The 19,815-nt window shown below is 71.6% G+C and carries 15 protein-coding genes; 3 read left to right on the forward strand and 12 right to left on the reverse strand.

All coding sequences use genetic code 11. The annotated features are described in order from the left end of the window. Positions 1-438 precede the first annotated feature (438 nt). Positions 439-1,998, reverse strand: coding sequence for a pectate lyase (locus J2X68_RS21925; RefSeq protein ID WP_310434230.1), 1,560 nt, complete (start codon positions 1,996-1,998; stop codon positions 439-441). Between the two features lie 1,052 nt (positions 1,999-3,050). Beyond that, complete coding sequence (locus J2X68_RS21930) at positions 3,051-3,548, reverse strand: hypothetical protein (protein ID WP_310434231.1); 498 nt, start codon at positions 3,546-3,548, stop codon at positions 3,051-3,053. Positions 3,549-3,929: 381 nt separating this feature from the next. Here J2X68_RS21930 and J2X68_RS21935 point away from each other — a divergent pair, with 381 nt between their 5' ends. After that, on the forward strand, positions 3,930-4,343 hold the full coding sequence (locus tag J2X68_RS21935) for a hypothetical protein (protein ID WP_310434232.1): 414 nt from the start codon (positions 3,930-3,932) through the stop codon (positions 4,341-4,343). 218 nt (positions 4,344-4,561) lie between these two features. On the opposite strand, the gene J2X68_RS21940 is transcribed toward J2X68_RS21935, so the two are convergent. The 3 genes from J2X68_RS21940 to J2X68_RS21950 form a co-directional block, all read right to left on the reverse strand. Next, entirely contained in the window at positions 4,562-5,236 is a 675-nt protein-coding gene (locus J2X68_RS21940) for a hemolysin III family protein (RefSeq protein WP_310434414.1), read from the reverse strand. Between the two features lie 272 nt (positions 5,237-5,508). Continuing rightward, the gene (locus tag J2X68_RS21945; protein WP_310434233.1) at positions 5,509-5,841 is read right to left on the reverse strand and encodes a MerR family transcriptional regulator; all 333 of its coding nucleotides are present in this window, start codon (positions 5,839-5,841) and stop codon (positions 5,509-5,511) included. A 602-nt stretch (positions 5,842-6,443) separates the two neighbouring features. Beyond that, positions 6,444-6,965, reverse strand: coding sequence for a hypothetical protein (locus tag J2X68_RS21950; protein ID WP_310434234.1), 522 nt, complete (start codon positions 6,963-6,965; stop codon positions 6,444-6,446). 271 nt (positions 6,966-7,236) lie between these two features. Here J2X68_RS21950 and J2X68_RS21955 point away from each other — a divergent pair, with 271 nt between their 5' ends. Beyond that, entirely contained in the window at positions 7,237-9,231 is a 1,995-nt protein-coding gene (locus tag J2X68_RS21955) for a M1 family aminopeptidase (RefSeq protein ID WP_310434235.1), read from the forward strand. Positions 9,232-9,339: 108 nt separating this feature from the next. Here J2X68_RS21955 and J2X68_RS21960 read toward each other — a convergent pair whose 3' ends face one another. From J2X68_RS21960 to J2X68_RS21975, 4 genes are all read right to left on the reverse strand, one after another. Continuing rightward, positions 9,340-9,849 carry an O-acetyl-ADP-ribose deacetylase gene (locus J2X68_RS21960; protein ID WP_310434236.1) on the reverse strand — a complete coding sequence of 170 codons (510 nt, stop codon included), beginning with the start codon at positions 9,847-9,849 and terminating at the stop codon, positions 9,340-9,342. 34 nt (positions 9,850-9,883) lie between these two features. Then, complete coding sequence (locus J2X68_RS21965; protein WP_310434237.1) at positions 9,884-11,296, reverse strand: NAD(P)/FAD-dependent oxidoreductase; 1,413 nt, start codon at positions 11,294-11,296, stop codon at positions 9,884-9,886. 299 nt (positions 11,297-11,595) lie between these two features. Further along, the gene (locus J2X68_RS21970; protein ID WP_310434238.1) at positions 11,596-12,453 is read right to left on the reverse strand and encodes an inositol monophosphatase family protein; all 858 of its coding nucleotides are present in this window, start codon (positions 12,451-12,453) and stop codon (positions 11,596-11,598) included. 160 nt (positions 12,454-12,613) lie between these two features. Next, positions 12,614-14,440, reverse strand: a complete 1,827-nt coding sequence (locus J2X68_RS21975) for a gamma-glutamyltransferase (RefSeq protein ID WP_310434239.1) — start codon at positions 14,438-14,440, stop codon at positions 12,614-12,616. 321 nt (positions 14,441-14,761) lie between these two features. Between J2X68_RS21975 and J2X68_RS21980 the strand changes: the two genes are divergently transcribed. Further along, the gene (locus tag J2X68_RS21980) at positions 14,762-15,430 is read left to right on the forward strand and encodes a hypothetical protein (protein ID WP_310434240.1); all 669 of its coding nucleotides are present in this window, start codon (positions 14,762-14,764) and stop codon (positions 15,428-15,430) included. Positions 15,431-15,515: 85 nt separating this feature from the next. Here the strand turns inward: J2X68_RS21980 and J2X68_RS21985 are convergent, their stop codons facing one another. The 3 genes from J2X68_RS21985 to hydA form a co-directional block, all read right to left on the reverse strand. Further along, positions 15,516-17,048, reverse strand: coding sequence for an NCS1 family nucleobase:cation symporter-1 (locus J2X68_RS21985; RefSeq protein WP_310434241.1), 1,533 nt, complete (start codon positions 17,046-17,048; stop codon positions 15,516-15,518). Positions 17,049-17,275: 227 nt separating this feature from the next. Further along, positions 17,276-18,295 (reverse strand): TIGR03842 family LLM class F420-dependent oxidoreductase, encoded by a 1,020-nt coding sequence (locus J2X68_RS21990; RefSeq protein WP_310434242.1) that lies wholly within the window; start codon positions 18,293-18,295, stop codon positions 17,276-17,278. 11 nt (positions 18,296-18,306) lie between these two features. Further along, entirely contained in the window at positions 18,307-19,710 is a 1,404-nt protein-coding gene (gene hydA, locus J2X68_RS21995) for a dihydropyrimidinase (RefSeq protein ID WP_310434243.1), read from the reverse strand. Positions 19,711-19,815 lie beyond the last annotated feature (105 nt).

Consider the following 19,815-nt stretch of genomic DNA (forward strand, 5'->3'; position numbering starts at 1 on the left):
GGGGCGGGAACGGGAGGGCAGGAGACGGGGCGGGGGCGGGAACGGGAGGGCAGGAGACGGGGCGGGGGCGGGAACGGGAGGGCAGGAGACGGGGCTGGGGCGGGAACGGGAGGGCAGGAGACGGGGCGGGGGCGGGAACGGGAGGGCAGGAGACGGGGCTGGGGCGGGAACGGGAGGGCAGGAGACGGGGCGGGGGCGGGAACGGGAGGGCAGGAGACGGGGCGGGGGCGGGAACGCCGGCAGCCGTTCCTGCTCCGCGTCCGGCAGATCACCGTGCGCTCCCCGACCTCGACCCCGAACCCGAACCCGCCCCCGACCCCCAATCGCAATCCCGATCCCAGCCCTCGGCCCCTCAGCTGTCAGCCCTCGGCTCTCAGGCCGGCCCGAGCCCCATCCGCCGAGACGATCGGACGAGGAGAAGTGAGCGGCCGGCAACTCCTACGCGTAGGTCTCGAACTCGGCCACCTTCGGGGTGGCGCCGGAGCCCGTGATCTCGAAGGTGATCTTCTTCAGCGAGGTGGACGTGAAGGCGATGACCCCCGCTCCGCTGCCCGAGGTCAGCACAGCGCCGGTGTCGGCGTTGAGCACCCGCCAGGAACCGATGTTGCCGGAGGCGCCGGAGGCCTCCTTGATGTTGATCTTGGAGACGGTGGTCGCCGAGCCCCACTTGATCGAGATGGAGCCGGTGGAGCCGGCCGGTGACCAGTAGGTGCTCGTGTCGCCGTCACGGACGTTGCCGTAGCTCGTGCCGGAGGCCTTGCTGGAGCCGTCGGAGTCGGCGCCGATGCTCAGGTTGGTCCCACCCGGCGTCGAGGTCGCGGTGGCGGTCGGCGTGGCAGTGGCGGTGGCGGTCGGCGATGAAGTCGCCGTGGCGGTCGCGGTGGGCGTGGTCGCCGCGCAGTTGCCGTCGGACACCTTCAGGCCGGTGTTGGCGCCCGCCGTCGCGGCCACGATCGACGGCACGCAGGACGCGGCGTCGAGACTGTAGGAGTAGGGGATGCTGACGGTCGTGTTCGACGTCGGGTTCGGTCCGGCGGGGTTGTTGTCCTCGCCCGGCTCCGACCAGGTCACGTTGTCGAAGATGTTTCCGCTGACCTGCCAGTACCCGGGCAGGTCGGTGTAGAAGGTGCCGAGGACGTCCTTGGAGTCCTCGAAGTAGTTGTTGTCGACCTTCGCCTTGCCGCCGGCCCGGGGGTTGATGCCCGATTCGTTCAGGCTCACGTAGTGGTTGTTGTAGATGTGGGCGGTGGCGCCGCGCAGCAGGGGCGTGCGGGAGTCGATGTTCTCGTAACGGTTGTGGTGGAAGGTGACCGGACCGTTGGCGAGGTCGCTGTCGCTGGAACCGACGAGGCCGCCACGGCCGGAGTTGCGCAGGATGCTGTAGGACAGGGTCACGTACTGGGTGCTGTCCTTCATGTCGAACAGGCCGTCGTAGCCCTCCGACTCGCCGCCCGAGGCGATGAGCGTGGCGTGGTCGACCCAGACGTTGTGCACGTCGCTCTCCATGCCGATGGCGTCACCGCCGTTGGAGGTCGGCGAGCCCGACTTCTTCACGTTCTGGACGGTCACGTTCTGAACGATGATGTTGCTGGACGCGCGGATGTGGATGCCGATCTGGTCGAACACCGCTCCGCCGCCGACGCCGACGAGGGTGACGTTGCTGATGCCCTTCAGCTCGATCACACCGGCGGCGGTGTTGCAGCCGGTGCCCGACACCTTCGCGGTGTTGCCGACGGTGACGGTCCCCTCGACCTGGATGGTGAGGGGGGTGCTGGTGCTGGCCCGGGCGCACAGGGCCTCGTGGATCTGCGTGCCCGTGGTGGCCTTGACCGTCGCACCGCCGGCGCCGCCGGTGGTGCCGCCGTTCTGGGTGGCGTACCCGGTCGCGCCGGCAGCGGCCGCCGACGCGGTGGGCATGGACAGGACCACGCCCGTCGCCGCCGCCAGGGCCAGTGTGCCGAGTGCCGCGGAGAGTCGCAGAGCGACTGGCTTTCTCATCCTTGCCTCGTCTTTCGTCATCGCGTACCGGGGCGCCGCGTGCCTCCGTGCCCTGTTGCGGGGGCACTTGAGGTCACCGTCCGACACCTATGCCATGTTCATGCCATGCGGAGTGCTGAAGCGGGCCGCTGCCGACCCGGGGCGCAGGCCGTTCTCGCCACGAGCCGGAAGGGACGATCGTGCTGATGCGGCGCTGATGTGACGCCGATGCCGTGCCGCCGCGGTGGGGCGATGGCGCCGCGACATCAGCGGCACGAAGACCGTGCGGGCGACGGGGTCGGGACCGGACCGGGTCACGCGCACACCGAAGCGACGCAGGGGGACGCCGCCGCGAGGGGACGACCGGGGTACGTGACTGTGGGGCGCCCCGGCCTGCCCCTGTGAGGGTGCCCGCCACCGCGGCCACGGCGACGAACGCGATGCGTCCGCACCCCGGAGCGCATCCCGGAGTCCTGGCGCGTCGGCATCTCGGTGCGGTCAGCCCTGGCCAGCCGTGCGCCGGATCGGTTGCGGCGCGCGGACTGCCCCACGGCCGATACCGCGGGCCACCTCCCGCGGCACGGTCAACAAGTGCCGGGAAAGCGCTTTCTCCCTCGTGAGAATAGGACGGACCTCACGGGGTGACAAGTATGTGAACGCTGATCGACCCGTCGGACTTTCACTGTCGAGCGGTCAGCCCTGCCCAGGGCATGGTCAGCCGGGCGGAGTGGCAAGGAGAGCCAGGACGCTGCACACCGCCGCCGCTGCCGCACACCTTCCGACGTTCATGTACATGAACATCGCTTGACCCACTGAGGGCGCGGCGTGCCGGAGCTCGGCGGGCTCGATGCGGCGGCCGGCGAGCGGGGTTCGGACGCACTGCGCCCGAGGTCGCCACCGCCGCCCCCGGCGCGGGTCGTGACGGGGCGGGGCAGCACGGCGCGACGCACGCCGCAGCACTGCGGAATCCGGTGGCCGGTGCTCGCTCGGGGAAGTCCGGTGCGGTGGCGCGGCGTTCGGGGCGCGCGGGAACGCCGTGTCCGGGTGGCGCACCGGACTTCCAGCCGATGCGCTCAGCAGCCGCCGCAGTTGTAGTACAGGACGTCCCAGTGGTTGCCCTCGTCGGCGTAGATGTTGCCGGAGCCGGAGCGGTACTGCGGGGCGCCGTCTCCGCGCAGGCCGATGTAGGTGAAGGTGTTCTTGATGTAGTTGGTGACGCAGGTGTTCTTGCCGTAGTCGAGCTTGTAGCCGTTCCAGTGCGAGTAGGTGCCGCTCGCGTGACCGGTCTCCGTGCCGCCGGTGATGTTGAGGGCGCAGCCGGTAGCCTGCTTCAGCGTCTGCGCGCCCTGTGCGGTGGGCAGGTTGAGCTGCTCGAAGGACGTACAGGTGGAGTTGTTGCGGTCGGAGCAGTTGCCGGACGAGGACCAGGTGATGCCCGCCGCCCGGAACATCGAAGTGGCCGTGGCGTGACTGATCTTGCTTACGGCGACGGCGTCGGTCGCGGTGCCGACGACCGCGACGCCGGGGGCGACCACGAGCGCGAGGGCGGTCAGTGCGGAGCGGAACTTCATGGGGTGAACCTTCCTGCGGACGACCGTGCTTCCTGTGGAACGGCTGTGCAGTCGGTGCAGGGAGATGGTGCCCGACCTCTACGCGCGTTCGCCAGAGGGCGGCGGTCTCGGCGGACCTGGCGGCCGCAGTCGCCGTCGTGCTCCCGTCGTGTCGTCGCTCGGAGGACGACATCGAGCAGCGGCGGGCGTGGGCGCGGCGGCCGGCGTGGGGCGCGATCCGGCCGCCGCACGGCACCCGGGCTCTGGGGCGGCCCGCGGCCCGGCGGCCCGCGGCCCCGTGCTGCGATCTCGCTGTACCCGCACGCCATCTGAGTAGCCGCCACCCGGGATCTGAGTAGCCGAACGCCTGTGCGGGTTCGGTCGCCCGGATGGGATGGACTCATGAACACATCCGCCTCCGCACCCGCCACGGCCTCCGCACCCGCCACGGCCTCCGCACCCGGCACGGCCTCCACGTCCATCTCGGCCACCACCGCCCCCGCTCCCGCTTCCCCGGTCCGGTCCGGGGACCGCACACGTCTGTGGGCCGCCGTGGCCGCGCTCCTCTTCCTGCCGGGAGCCGGGGCGATCGGTGTGCTGACGCTGGCTTCGGATCGGGCCGGGCGGTGCCTGACCTACGGCGAGCAGTGCGCCCCCGGTCTGCCGGGCCGGCTGTTCGACGGGAGTACGGGCGTCGGCGCTGTGGCGTTCCTCGTCGCCGTGGCCGCCCCGGTCCTGCGGGTACGGCAGGCTGCGCTCGCCGCCCAGGTCCTCGCGGAGAGCACGGCGCTGCTGGTCGTCCTCAGCCACGCGTGACCCCGCCCGGAGCGGGAGGCGGGACCCACGCGTCACTCCGCGGGGGCAGTGGTCGGGACCCTCGGACGCCTCCGTCACCGGAGCAGTGGTCGGGACCCTCGCACTCCTCCGTCGCCGGAGCAGTGGTGGGCGCTCCGGACTTCTCCGCCGCCGGGGCCATGGACGGCCCGCCCGGTGGGCGCTCGGGCCACGGCGGCGGTGTCCGGTCGTCGACGCGGTCAGGTGGCCGCCAGGAGGATGGCCGTGTAGTGCGCGGTGAAGGCGGCGATGGTCAGGGCGTGGAAGACCTCGTGGAAGCCGAACCATGCCGGGGAGGGGTCGGGACGCTTGAGTCCGTAGACGACCGCGCCCGCCGTGTAGAGCAGGCCTCCGACGACGACGAGGGCCACGACCGCGGTGCCGCCGGTGCGCGCGAACTCGGGCAGGTAGAAGACGGCCACCCAGCCCAGCGCGATGTAGCACGGGGTGTACAGCCACCGGGGAGCCCCGATCCACAGGACGCGGAAGGCGACGCCCACCAGCGCACCCGCCCACACCATGGCCAGCAGCACCACTTGCCGGCTCGTCGGGAGCAGCAGCACCGCCAGCGGGGTGTAGGTGCCGGCGATGATCAGGAAGATGTTCGCGTGGTCCAGCCGCCGCAGCACCGCCTCGCCTCGCGGGCCCCAGGTGCCGCGGTGGTAGACCGCGCTGGTGCCGAACAGCAGACAGGCCGACAGCGCGTACACCGAGCAGGCCGCCACCGCCGCCGCCGAGTGCGAGACGGCGATCAGGACGATGCCGCCGGCCAGCGCGAGCGGGAACACACCGGCGTGCAGCCAGCCGCGCATCCTGGGCTTCAGCGCAGCCGCCGCGCGCTCCACGCTGCCTTCGAGGCCGACGGCGGCGGCCAGTCGGCCGGTCGAGCCGGAAGACGCGTCGACCGCCGGGGGGCGCGAGGATTCGGACAGGGCGTCAGGACCGGGCCGAGCGTCGGGGCCGGGCCCGGTGCCGATTTGACCATCGGGGCCGGTCCGGGTGTCGGGGCCGGTCCAGGTGTCGGGGCCGGGCCGGGGTTCCCGTCCGGGTACCGGCGGTTGAGTGTCTGGGGCGATCATGCGCTCTTCTTCTGAGATCGGCGGACGAGTGCGGCCCGGCGCGTCGCCGCGGGCCAGGGGGCAGAGGCTCAGAGGGCGGCCGTCTGCCCGGAGGCGGTGCGGCGGTACTCGGCGTTGATGCGCTGGGCTTCCTCGAGCTGGTCTTCGAGGATGATGATGCGGCAGGCGGCCTCGATGGGGGTCCCGCGGTCGACGAGTTCGCGGGCTCGGGCGGCGATCCGCAACTGGTAGCGGGAGTAGCGCCGGTGGCCGCCCTCCGAGCGCAGCGGGGTGATGAGGCGGGCTTCGCCGAGGGCGCGGAGGAAGCCCTGTGTGGTGCCGAGCATGTCGGCGGCCCGGCCCATGGTGTAGGCCGGGTAGTCATCGTCGTCGAGGCGGTCGTAGGAGTCGTCCGCTGTCACATGCACCTCTGCGGGGAACGCGTAGACGGGCCCTGGCGCCGTACGGCGCCAGGGCCCGAAGGAACTGCCACACCATCTGCCGGCCCTGCTACTGCGCCGGCCTTCTGTGTCCGTATCCCCGACCGAACTGCCGTCGCGGATACCGGGATCGCGGTTGCCTGACCGGAGACCACCTCACTGTCGATGTCCTGCGGTACCCGGGCTCGATGCGTCCGCCCGGGCGATCCTGATGGCGTTCGGTTCCTCCGTTCTTCCCTCGGTGATGAACTGCTGCCGAACGGGTTACTGCGCACTGCTCTCGGCGGCCCCTGATCCGCGGACCACCCGGTCCGGCCGTCAGTCCCGTCGCCGTCCTGCAATCACCCTGGCTTCGGAACTCCACCGCCGTACCGTCCTGCGTACTACCACTGCGGTACTGCAACTTCCTTACTGCTCCCGCCAGTTCGTGTCTGCCGGGCCTTGCTGTCTCTCTGGGCTACGAGAGAAACCATAACCGTGCCATCGACCAATGTCTACTCTCACCGGGATAGATTTTCGTTCGCCGACCGGTGAGGTACGGAGAGGGCGAGCCCCACGGGCCACACGGGTCGCACGGGTCGCACTCAGGCGGCGGCCGGTACGGGAACGCCTGCGGTCATCGACTCCAGCCGCTTGATCTTGTTGCGCACCACGTGGAGCGGGATCACCCCGAACACCCCGAACGACATGTCGATCACGCTCCACCAGAGGGGAATCCCCCGGAGCGGTCCGCAGATCAGCGCGAGCGGGATGATCCCGGCGCAGGCGATCATCGAGAACTCGACGACCCAGATGTTGCGGACCGGGTCGCGCCAGGGCCCGTAGAACGCGACGGCGATGACGAGATGGGCGAAGGCCAGCCAGTCCGTCCCGTAGAGGAGGAAGGGGTGTTCGGCGTCGGCGGCGTCGAGGCCGCGCCGGACGCGCTCGATCCAGGCCATGAGGCCGGGCAGATGCTCGGGAACGGACAGGTGGCGCAACAGCGCCTCGACCCAGTGAAGTTCGTGCACCAGCGGGAAGGCCGTGACCCCGCTGAGCACCAGGCACACGACGAAGAAGGCCAACCACGCACGGATGCCCTTCAGAAGGGCGGCTCGGTCGCTCATGGGGGTAGCGTACGCGCGTAATTGAACACGTTCAAAACCACCCCACCCTCAAGGCCTCCCCCACCCTCAAGGCCTCGCCCGCCCTCGCGCCTCCCCCACCCTCAAGCCCTCCCTCGCATCCGGGTGGACCCTTTACCGGCACCTGATGGCATGGCCGCGTCAAATCTGTCACGCTTCCGGCAGCCGTCGCGCACCGCCCTGCGGCACACCCACGCCGTCGGGGACAGCAACCGAGCAGGCCGGGATCCCGGCCGCCGCAAAGGAGCCACGTGTGAGACCCACCCCCCGCAAGGCCGTCGTCGCGAGCGCGCTCACCCTCGCCGCGCTGGCCGCCGTCTCGCTCCCCGCCACGCCCGCGGCAGCCATGCCGGAGCGGGCCGCCCCGGTCGCGGCCGCACCCGGGGTCACCGCCCCGACGGCAGCCACCGCACCGGCCGGCACCGCCTCCACCGGCGTCACCTCCACCGCCGGCACCGCGCACGGGCGCGCGGCTGCGGCACCCGCGAAGGCGGCCGCCGCGGCCGGCGCCTGCACCCCCGCTCAGGTGATCACGAACGGCGGCTTCGAGAGCGGCGTCCCGCCCTGGACCCAGTCGTCGACGAGCGTGATCACCAGCCGCACCGGGCAGAGTGCCCACGGCGGCACCGCGTTCGCCTGGCTGGACGGCGTCGGCGGCACCCACACCGACACCCTTTCGCAGAGCGTCACGATCCCGTCCGGGTGCGCCACCGCCACCCTCACGTTCTGGCTGCACATCGACACGGCCGAGACGACCTCGTCCACCGCGTACGACAAGCTGACGGCCAAGATCGGCACGACGACGCTGGCCACGTACTCGAACCTCGACAAGAACACCGGCTACGTCCAGAAGTCGTTCGACGTGTCGGCGTTCGCGGGCCAGACCGTGAGCCTCGCCTTCACCGGCACCGAGGACTCCAGCCTCCAGTCGAGCTTCGTCCTCGACGATTTCGCGCTCGACACCTCCGGCGACACCGTTCCGCCCGCCGACTCCACCCGCACCCCGGCGGCGCCGTCGTACACCGTCAGCCTGACCAGCAACACGGCCGGCACGGTCTGGACCGGTCACGAGAGCGCGACCTTCACCAACGCCTCCGCGAACACGCTCGGCGAGGTGTACCTGCGGCTCTGGGACAACTACCACGGCACCTGCACCTCGATGCCGATCACGGTCGGCAACGTCACCGGCGGCGCCGCGGGCGCCCTGTCGGTCGGCTGCACGGCCCTCCGGATCACCCTCGCCAGTCCCCTCGCCCAGGGGCAGAGCGCCACGATCGGCTTCGACCTGGGCATCACCGTGCCCAACGGCGCCGACCGGTTCGGCTACGACGGGGCGTTCAGCTTCATCGGCAACGCGCTGCCCCTGCTGGCGGTGAAGGACGGCGCGGGCTGGCATCTGGACCCGTACACGAACAACGGCGAGTCGTTCTACTCGCTGGCCGCGGACTTCAAGGTGACCCTCGATCATCCGACCACCCTCCTGGTGCCGGCCACCGGCGCCTCGGTCGACGCCGCCGGCACCAGCGGCCGCACCGTCACCACGGCCACCGCCACCAAGGTCCGTGACTTCGCGTGGGCGGCGGGCCCGTTCAGCAAGATCTCCGGCACCTCGACCGCCGGGACCCCGATCAACGTCTACTCCGTCACGGGCATCAGCTCGGCCAACGCGCAGTCCATGCTCACCACCGCCAAGACCGCCGTGGACGCGCACGCCTCCCGCTTCGGCGCCTATCCGTACGGCGAGCTGGACGCGGTCATCGACAACAACTTCTGGTTCGGCGGCATGGAGTACCCCGGGTTCGTCCTCGACCTGGTCAGCACCACCGCGCTGACCCATGAGATCGGCCACCAGTGGTGGTACGGGATCGTCGGCGACGACGAGTACAACAGCCCCTGGCTGGACGAGTCGTTCACCGACTACGCCACCGATCTGGCGCTGGGCAAGACGGGCACCGGCTGCTGGAGCAGCGTCTCGTGGGCCTCGTCCGCCGAGAAGATCACCAACTCGATGGCGTACTGGGACACCCACTCCTCCCGGTACTCCACCGTCGTCTACGGCTACGGCAAGTGCGCCCTGCACGACCTGCGGCGGCTCATCGGCGACACCGCGATGGCCAAGCTGCTGAAGGACTACGCCACTTCGCACGGGTACGGCGTCTCGACCACGGCCGAGTTCAAGGCCGCCGCCCAGGCCGCCACGACCACGGACCTGACGTCCTTCTGGACCACCCACCGCATCGAGGGCTGACCCGGCCCGACGACCACTCCCTGCCCACCGGCCGCGTGGGTGACCCTTCCGGTGCCACCAGCGCGGCCGGCCAGGCCGAACGGCCGGGCGGAGGGCGGGCCGGGGCCGTCAGTCGGCCTGCCGGGCGAAGGCCGCGAAGGCCTGCTCGTCGAAGAGGACGAACCTGACCTCCTGGACGTCCGTCGGCGTGGCCCGGACCGTCTCCACGGCGATCCGGGCGGCGTCGTCCATCGGCCAGCCGTAGATGCCCGCGGAGACCGCCGGGAAGGCGACGGTGCGGGCGCCGACCTCGTCCGCGACCCGCAGCGACTCCCGGAAGCACGAGGCCAGCAGCTCCGACCGGTCCTCGGTGGCGCTGTACACGGGGCCCACGGTGTGGATCACCCAGCGCGCGTCCAGCTCACCCGCGGTCGTGGCCACCGCCCGGCCGGTGGGCAGACCCTTGCCGTAGTGCGAGGCGCGCAGCCGACGGCACTCGGCGAGGATCTCGGGGCCGCCCCGGCGGTGGATGGCGCCGTCGACGCCCCCGCCGCCGAGCAGTGAGGAGTTGACCGCGTTGACGATGGCGTCGACGGACTGCCGGGTGATGTCGCCCTGGACGAGCGTGATCGTGGTCATGCCTGCGTATATACCAACCGGACCGGACGGCCGGTCATCCTTGTTGCCGCAGCCGGCGCCAGACGGCCTTCGCCGCGTTGTGACCCGACATGCCGTGCACGCCCGGGCCGGGCGGGGTGGCCGAGGAGCAGATGAAGACGGCCGGGTGGGGCGTGGCGTAGGGGAACGGGGTCAGCTTGGGCCGCAGCAGGATCTGGAGCCCGGAGACCGCTCCGGAGGCGATGTCCCCGCCCACGTAGTTGGCGTTGCGGGCGGCGAGCTCGGCGGGGCCCGCGCTCACCCGCGCGAGGACCCGGTCGCGGAACCCCGGGGCGAAGCGCTCCAGTTGGCGCTCCATGGCGTCGGTGAGATCACCGGTCCAGCCGCTGGGCACATGGCCGTAGGCCCAGAAGACGTGCCGGCCGGCCGGGGCGCGGCCGGGGTCGACGACGCCGGGCTGCACCGTGATCATGAAGGGCCGGTCGGGCGCCCGGTTCTCCCGGGAGACGGCTCGGAGGGCGGCGCCGATCTCCGCGCTGTCCGCGCCGATCTGCACGGTGCCGGCGACGCGGGCCTCCTTCGCGGTCCACGGGACCGGTCCGTCCAACGCGTAGTCGATCTTGAAGACGCCGGGTCCGTACCGGTATCCCTCGTAGTAGTTGCCGAAGCCCGCGATGCGGCCGAGCGCGGTGGGCGAGGTGTCGAAGACGTAGGCCCGGGCCGGGGGCAGGTCGTCGAGGCGCTTCACCTCGTAGTCGGTGTGGATGCTGCCGCCGAGGTCCTTGAGGTAGGCGGCGAGGGCGTCCGAGAGGGACTGGGAGCCGCCGCGGGCCACCGGCCAGCCGCGGGCGTGCGCGGCGAGGGCGAAGACCATCCCGATGGCCCCGGTGGCGAAGCCGCTCAGCGGGGCCATGACATGCCCGACGAGTCCGGCGAAGAGGGTCCTGGCCCGCTCGTCGCGGAAGCGTCGGGTGAGCCAGCTGGAGGGCGGCAGGCCGACCAGGCCGAAACGGGCCAGGGTGACCGGGTCGCGCGGGAGCGCGGTCAGCGGCAGTGACATGAAGTCGCGGGCCAGGGTGTCCCACTTGGGCAGGAAAGGCTCGACCAGGCGGCGGTACGTGCCCGCGTCGCGCGGCCCGAAGGACGCGGCCGTCTCGGCGACCGACCTCGACAGGACCGCGGCGCTGCCGTCGGCGAACGGGTGGACCATGGGCAGCTCGGGGTGCAGCCACTCCAGGCCGTAGCGCTCCAGGGGCAGTGCGCGGAACGCGGGCGAGTTGACGCCGAGGGGGTGCGCCGCGGCGCACGGGTCGTGGTGGAAGCCCGGCAGGGTGAGTTCCTCGGTGCGTGCTCCTCCGCCCACGGTGTCCCGCGCCTCGAAGAGCGCCACGGAGAAGCCACGCCTGGCCAGCTCCACCGCCGCGGTCAGCCCGTTGGGCCCCGCTCCCACCACGACCGCATCGAGCATCGACGGCACTTCGACCCCTTCGTCAGCCGGTGGCCTCCGTAGACCGGTGGCCCCCGCGATCAGGATATGCCGGGGGTACGACGACACCGGCGGCGCGGGGCCCCCGGCGCCGCCCCGGACGCCCCGGCCGACCCGCCCTCAGGGGGCGCCGCCGGAGAGGGGCCCCCACGGACACGGCCGGACACGACCGGACCCGGCCCAGGGTCTCTCGACCCGGCGGTGCCTCGCTCGCGCCCGGCCGGAGCGCAGCGGCTCCGGACCCCGTGGAATTGCCGGCACGGGATCCTCCCCGCCCGACCTCACCTCGGCTGAGGCCCGGCTCCCGACAGCAGGCTCGCCACGCGCCGAGCCGTCGCCGCGTCCCGGGCCGCCGTGAACGGCAGGGAGTTGCCGCCCGTGACACGGAACGGTCCGCCGTCCAGGGTGAGATGGGCGCCGCCCGCCTCCTCCACCAGGAGCAGCCCGGCCGCGTGGTCCCAGGCCGCCTCCCAGGAGAACGCCGTGGCGTCCACCTCACCCCGGGCTATGGCCAGATACTCGAGGCCGGCCGATCCGCACGCGCGCGGGGCGACCCCGTCCGTCCACAGCCCCAGCAGGGCGCTCTTCTGGTCGGCGGTCGTGTAGTCGGGGTGGGAGGTGGCCACCACCAGGTCACGGCCCGGCTCGGGCGGGCCGGCGAACAGCCGCTCGCCGTCCAGGAAGGCGCCGCCGCCGCGCACGGCCGTGGCCAGCTGGTCGCGGGCCGGGGCGTAGGTCCAGGACGCGAGCAGGACGCCGTGCCGGACGAGCGCGACCAGGGTGCAGAAGCCGTCGTCGCCGTGCACGAACTGCCGTGTCCCGTCCACGGGGTCGACGATCCAGACCGGCGCGTCGCCCTGTATCGCCTCGTAGGTGGCCGGGTTGGCGTGCACGGCCTCCTCGCCCACGACGACCGAGCCGGGCAGCAGGGCGCCGAGGGCTGCGGTGAGGTGGAGCTCCGCGTTGCGGTCGGCGTCCGTCACCAGGTCGTGCGGTCCGCTCTTCTGGTCGATCTCGTGCGCGCCGAGCTGCCGGAAGCGGGGCATGATCTCGGCCGCGGCGGCCTTGCGGACCGCCTCCTCCACGTCGGCCGAGTGGCGGGCGAGAAACTCGTCGATGGTTTCCGTGTCTTCGATCATGCCTCCATGAGAGCACGCCCCACTGACAATCCCCACCCGCCCGGTGCATCCCGGGTGGAATCGGGATGAAGAACAGGAGCGCGGCGGCGACCTCACCGACGGGCGCGGCCGAGTCCCGCCCGAACCCGAACCCGAACCCGAACCCGCGTCAGCGTCAGCGTCAGCGACCCACCGCGTACCCCTGCATCCCGCGCGGGTTCGCGGCCGCGAGCAGGATCCCGGTCTCCGGGTCGCGGGCGACCGCGCACAGCCGGCCCTCGGACCACGGGTCGCCCGTCGTCACGTCGTGGCCGCGCCGCCGCAGCTCCTCCACCACGCCGGCCGGCATCCGGGATTCCACGGTGACGCTGCCCGGCCGCATGCCGCGCGGGTAGAAGGAACCCGGGAAGGCGTCGTTGTGCCAGTTCGGGGCGTCGATCGCGCCCTGGAGGTCGAGACCGCCGCGCACCCGCGCGCGCAGCGCGACGGCCAGCAGGAAGTGCAGCTGCCACTGGTCCTGCTGGTCACCGCCCGGGGTGCCGAACGCCAGCACCGGCACCCCGCCGCGCAGCGCGATCGAGGGGGTGAGGGTGGTGCGGGGGCGGCGGCCGGGCGTCAGCGAGTTCGGCAGGCCCTCCTCCAGCCAGGTCATCTGGAGCCGGGTGCCGAGCGGGAAGCCCAGCTCGGGCACGACCGGGTTGGACTGCAGCCAGCCGCCGCTGGGCGTGGCGGCGACCATGTTGCCCCAGCGGTCGACGACGTCGAGGTGGCAGGTGTCCCCCCGGGTGGCCCCCTCCGCACCGACCTCCGGTTCGCCCGGCACGGGGGACGCGCCGCGCCCGGCGACCGTCGGCTCGCCGGCGCCCATGGGGTCGAAGGCGGGGTCGTCGGCGGCGACCACGTACGCGTGCGCGCTGAGGCGCGGGGTGCGTCCGCCGGGGCTGCCGGGCCGCAGCTCGTACGACGCCTTGTCGCCGATCAGCTCCCGCCGCTCCGCGTTGTAACCGGCGGCGAGCAACTCGCCCAGCGGGACCTCGGCCGCGTCGCCGTACCAGGCCTCGCGGTCGGCCATGGCGAGCTTGCAGCCCTCGATGAGGAGATGGACGTAGTCGGCGGAGCCGTACGCGGGCAGCTCGGGCGGCAGCAGGGCGAGCTGCTGGAGAAGGGCCGGGCCCTGGCTCCAGGGGCCGGCCTTGCACACCGTCCAGCCGTTCCAGTCGTACGTCGCCGGCGCCTCGTAGGACGCGGACCAGCCGGCGAGGTCGGCGGCCGTGAGCGTGCCGGTGTGGCGCTCCCCGCTGGTGTCCAGGGTGGGCCGGGCGGCCTGCCGGACGAGCGCCTCGGCTATGAACCCGGTCCGCCACACCTCCCGTGCGGCCTCGATCCGCGCCTCCCGGTCGCCCGCCCCGGCGGTCTCGGCGAGCAGCCGCCTCCAGGTGGCGGCGAGGGCGGGGTTGCGCAGCAGCGCGCCCGGGCGGGGCGGCCGCCCGCCCGGCAGGTAGACCTCCGCCGAGGACGTCCACTCCGTCTCGAACAGCTCCCGTACCGCCCCGACGGTCGCGCCGACGTTCTCCACGGGCGCGTGTCCGTGTTCGGCGTACCCGATGGCGTACGTGAGCACCTCGTCGAGGGACTTGGTGCCGTGGTCGCGCAGGAGGAGCATCCAGGCGTCGAACGCGCCGGGCACGGCCGCGGCCAGCGGGCCGGTGCCGGGGACGAGGTCCAGGCCGAGCGACCGGTAGCGGGCGACGGTCGCGCCCGCCGGCGCCACTCCCTGTCCGCACAGCACGCGCACCTCGCCACCGGCCGGAGCGAGCAGGACGGGCACCTCGCCCGCGGGCCCGTTGAGATGCGGTTCGACGACGTGCAGCACGAAGGCGCCCGCCACGGCCGCGTCGTAGGCGTTGCCGCCGGCCTCCAGGACGGCCATCGCCGACTGCGAGGCCAGCCAGTGCGTGGACGACACCATGCCGAAGGTGCCCTGCAGGGTGGGGCGGGTGGTGAACACGGGAGGCTCCTCACTGCGCTGCGGCCGCTCCCCGGATCGTACGCACCCGCCCGTCGCGCAGCCGTCCCCCGCATCACGAACAGGCCGCCGGGGGCGGCCGCGTGAGGGCGTCGTGTCCGGCTTCGCGAGAAGGCGGCACAGGCGGGCGGGCGGTGAAGATGTCTCACGAAGGGCCGTGATGTCCCGGTTGGGCGGGGCCCCTTCGTCACCGCGCAGCCACGGAGCGAGTTCGCACTTCCGCCCCACAGGGAGTCGTGTGACACTGGCGTTTCCCGTCCGCACCGCGGACTCCGTCCGCACCGTCCCCCACGAAAGTGCGCCGTGCGCTCACTCCCACTGCCGCTCGCCCTCACCGCGCGCCTGACTCCCGTGGTCGTGCTCGCCTGCGCAGGCTGGGCGATGTCGTCCGGCCCGCTCACCGAAACGCAGGACACGGCGGCCAAGGACACGCAGAAGACCCAGTCCGAGAAGACGACCGGCCCCTCCTCCACGGCCGTGTCCAAGACGTACGCCGCCGCGCCCGCCCCGTGCACCGGCATCGCCGCCAAGACGATCACCTCTCTCGTGCCGGGCGCCAAGACGGCGGGCAAGGAGATCCCCTCCACGGACACGGACCTGCGCCGCACCTGCTCCTGGAACGCGCTCAAGGGATACGACTACCGGTGGCTGGACGTCTCCTTCGAGATCACGGAGTCGGACGACGCGGCGCAGACCTCGTACAAGGAGCGGACCGGCGAGAAGAGCGGCGGCGGCGCGGTCCCGGGACTCGGCGACGAGGCCTATTCGGTGGTGAACCTCACGACCGAGGACAAGCAGCAGACCCGTGAGGGCGTCGTCATCGCCCGGGTGTCCAACGCACTCGTGGTCGTCAACTACAACGGCAGCGACTTCGAGACGAAGAAGGCGCCCAGCACCGACGAGATCAACAAGGGTGCGATCAAGGCCGCGAAGGAAGTGGTGGCCGCCCTGGTGAACAGCCTGAAGAGCTGAGCGCTCCCGCCGCGCACCGCACGGACCGGAACACGGGCCGGCCGGAAGAGCCCGGTCGCTCTTCCGGCCGTTCCCGTCCCACCCGTCAGACGGCGTCCTGCTCCTGCCGTGCGGGCAGCAGCAGCATCAGGGCCAGGTACAGCACCATCGAGGTGCCGAGCCCGACCGCCCAGCCGTAGTCGGCGAGGGATTCCAGCGCGGGGATCGGCCGTCCGTCGACCAGCGGCTTGAAGCTCGCGCCGCCGACGGCGAGCACTCCGCCGGTCACGAAGGCCACCACGGCCCGCCAGTTCCAGCCGCCGTCGTACCAGTAGCGGCCGCCGGTGCGGTACAGGTCGGTCAGGTCGAGCTTGCCGCGGCGCAGGATCCAGTAGTCGGCGATGAGGATGCCGGCGACCGTGCCCAGCAGTCCGCCGACCAGGCCGAGCCAGGTGAAGATGTAGCCCTGCGGGTCGGAGTACAGCTTCCACGGGAAGATCAGCACGCCGATGACACAGGTGGCGAGGGCGCCGGTACGGAAACTGATCTTCCGGGGCGCGATGTTGGAGAAGTCGAAGGCGGGCGAGACCAGGTTCGCCGCGACGTTCACGGACAGGGTCGCCACCAGCACGGTCACCAGCGCGAACAGCAGGCCGAAGACGTTGTCGGTCTTGGCGGCGAGCTGTACCGGATCCCAGATCGTCTCGCCGTACACCGCCTGCGACCCGGAGGTGACCATCACCGACAGCAGCGCGAACAGCGTCATGGTGGTCGGCAGACCGAGCGCCTGTCCCCAGGTCTGCGCTTTCTGCGACTTTCCGTACCGGGTGAAGTCCGGGATGTTCAGCGACAGCGTCGACCAGAAACCGATCATGCCCATCAGGGACGGCCAGAACAGCTTCCAGAAGTCGCCGCCCCAGCCGAGCTTCGACGGCTGGTCGAGCAACGGGCCGAAACCGCCTGCCTTGTTGCTCATCCAGATCAGCATCACCAGCGCGCCGACGAGGACGAAGGGCGCCGCCCAGTTCTCGAAGCGCCGGATCGTCTCCATGCCCCGGTAGATGATCGCGACCTGGATCGCCCAGAAGATCGCGAACGACAGCCACATCGTCCAGGCGTAGCCGCCGATCTCACCGGCGTCGCTCCAGCCGTTTCCGATCAGTTTCCCGGCGAGGAAGTAGATCGCCTCGCCGCCGATCCAGGTCTGGATGCCGAACCAGCCGCAGGCCACCAACGCCCGGACGACGGCGGGCAGGTTGGCGCCGCGGATCCCGAAGGAGGCACGGGCGAAGACCGGGAAGGGGATGCCGTACTTCGGCCCCGCGTGCCCGGTGAGCAGCATCGGGATCAGCACGATGACGTTGGCCAGGGCGATGGTGAGCACCGCCTGCTTCCAGTCCATGCCGACGGCGATCAGACCGGAGGCGAGTGTCCACGACGCCGTGTTGTGGGCCATGCCGACCCACAGCGCGGAGAAGTTGTACGTGGTCCAGGTGCGCTTCTCCACGGGGACCGGAAGCAGGTCCTCGTTGGCGTAGGGGCCGCTGGGCTGCGGCGAACCAGGGGCGATCTCCACCCGGCCGTCGGCGAGGGTGACTTGGGAGGTCGGCGGTATGGCCGTGGGAGCGGTGTCGGTCATGGGCAGGCCAATCAAACGAGGGGCGGATCCGGAAAGGCCGTGCGGGCCGGCGGGGCCGGGGAAGGGAGTGTGGGGGGAGGGTGCCTGCCCTTCCCCGGTCCCGCCACCCCCTCCCCCGGACGCCGGAGGAGGGGAGAACTGGGGTGGGGAAACGGGGAGTGGAGCGGTTTCATGCGGTTTCCGGGGCCGTCCGGCGGCGGTGCGCCGGACGGCGTTCCGGGTGCGGGTCAGCCGTTGACGGCCGGGATCACCCGCGTCCCGTAGGCGTCGATGGTGGCCTCCTGGGCGTCGTGCATGTCGTAGACGGCGAACTGGTCCACGCCCAGCGCGCGCAGTGCCTCGAGCTTCTCGATGTGCTTCTCGACCGGTCCGACGATGCAGAACCGGTCGACGATCTCGTCGGGCACGAACGCGGTGTCGGGGTTGTCGGCCCGCCCGTGGTGCGAGTAGTCGTACCCCTCGCGGGACTTGATGTAGTCGGTGAGTTCGTCCGGTACGGCGGCGGAGTGCTCTCCGTACTTGGACACGAGATCGGCGACGTGGTTGCCGACCATCCCGCCGAACCAGCGGCACTGCTCCCGCGCGTGGGCGAGCGCCTCGGGCGAGTCGTCCGCGGTGACGTACGCCGGGGCGGCGACGCAGATCTTCACCTCGGCGGGGTCGCGTCCTGCGGCGACGGCGGCGTCCTTGACGGCCTTCACCATGTACTCGGTGAGGTAGAGGTCGGCGAGCTGGAGGATGAAGCCGTCGGCTTCCTCGCCGGTCATCTTCAGCGCCTTGGGGCCGTACGCGGCCATCCAGACGGGGAGCCGGGCGTCCTCCTTGATCCACGGGAACTTGACGACCGTGCCGCCGAGGTCGGCCTCCTGCCCCGAGGCGAGCGCCCTGATGACCTTCATGGCCGCGCTGATCCGGGCGAGGGTGTTGGGGGTGCGGCCCGCGACCCGCATCGCGGAGTCGCCGCGGCCGATGCCGCACACCGTGCGGTTGCCGAACATGTCGTTGAGGGTGGCGAAGGTGGAGGCGGTGACCTCCCAGGTGCGGGTGCCCGGGTTGGTCACCATCGGGCCCACCGTCAGCCTGCTGGTGTTCGCGAGGATCTGGCTGTAGATCACAAACGGTTCCTGCCAGAGCACGGCGGAGTCGAAGGTCCAGCCGTACGTGAAGCCGTTCTCCTCGGCACGCTTCATCAGCTCGACGACCTTCGAGGCCGGCGGGTCGGTCTGCAGGACGAGTCCGAAGTCCATGTGCGCTGCTCCTAGTTGAGGTACTGACAGGTGGAGCGCGGGGTGTAGGCGCCGTGCCCGGCGTGTCCGGTGTACTCCCGCTCGGTGATGACGAGTTCGCCCCGCGACAGGACCGTCTCGACGCGGCCGGTGAGCCGCTTGCCCTCGTAGGCCGAGTAGTCGACGTTCATGTGGTGCGTCTGCGCGGAGACGATCTGCTCGGCGTGCGGGTCGTAGATCACGACGTCGGCGTCGGCGCCCGGGGCGATGGTGCCCTTCTTCGGGTACATGCCGAACATGCGGGCCGGGGTGGCGCAGGCGATCTCGATCCAGCGGCGGCGGCTGATGTGCCCGTCGACGACGGCCTGGTGCAGCAGGTCCATCCGGTTCTCGACCCCCGGCAGACCGTTGGGGATCTTCGAGAAGTCGCCCCGGCCGAGCTCCTTCTGGCCCACGAAGCAGAAGGGGCAGTGGTCGGTGGAGACGACCTGGAGGTCGTTGGTCCGCAGGCCCTGCCACAGCTTGGCCTGGTGCTCCTTGGGCCGCAGCGGCGTCGAGCAGACGTACTTCGAGCCCTCGAAGTCGGGCTCGGCGAGGTTGTCCGTCGACAGGAACAGGTACTGCGGACAGGTCTCGCCGAAGACGTTGAGCCCCTCGTCGCGCGCCCGGGCCAGTTCCGCAACCGCTTCCATCGCCGATACGTGCACGACGTACAGCGGAGCACCCGCGACCTGCGCGAGCTTGATGGCGCGGTGGGTGGCCTCGGCCTCCAGGAGGGCCTTGCGGACCTCGCCGTGGTACCTCGGATCCGTCTCGCCGCGGGCCAGCGCCTGTTCGACCAGGACGTCGATGGCGATGCCGTTCTCCGCGTGCATCATGATCAGTCCGCCGTTCTCGGCGGAGCGCTGCATGGCGCGCAGGATCTGGCCGTCGTCGCTGTAGAAGACGCCGGGATAGGCCATGAACTGCTTGAAGGAGGTGACGCCCTCCTCCACCAGCAGGTCCATCTCCTTCAGGGTGTCCTGGTTGACGTCGGAGACGATCATGTGGAAGCCGTAGTCGATCGCGCAGTTGCCCTCGGCCTTCGCGTGCCAGGCGTCCAGCCCGTCGCGCAGGCTGCGTCCGACGCTCTGCACGGCGAAGTCGACGATCGTCGTCGTGCCGCCCCAGGCGGCCGCCCGGGTGCCGGTCTCGAAGGTGTCGGAGGCGAAGGTGCCGCCGAAGGGCAGCTCCATGTGGGTGTGGGCGTCGACCCCGCCCGGGATCACGTACTTCCCGGTGGCGTCGATGACCCGCTCGGCGGTCCAGGCCTCGGCGGCCGTGGTACCGGAGGCGGCGAGGGCGGCGATACGGCCGTCCTCGATCAGGACGTCGGCGTGGATCTCGTCGGACGCGGTGACGACGAGGCCGCCGCGGATGACGGTACGGGTGCTCATGCGTGGACGCTCCGCTGGGTTGTGGTCGTGGCGTGCGGGTCGTTCGAGGCCGGTCGCGCCCCGCGGCGGAGCCGCACACGGACGCTGCCCCGCGCCCCCGGCGGG

The organism is Streptomyces sp. 3330 (assembly GCF_031456635.1).
Lineage (GTDB): Bacteria > Actinomycetota > Actinomycetes > Streptomycetales > Streptomycetaceae > Streptomyces.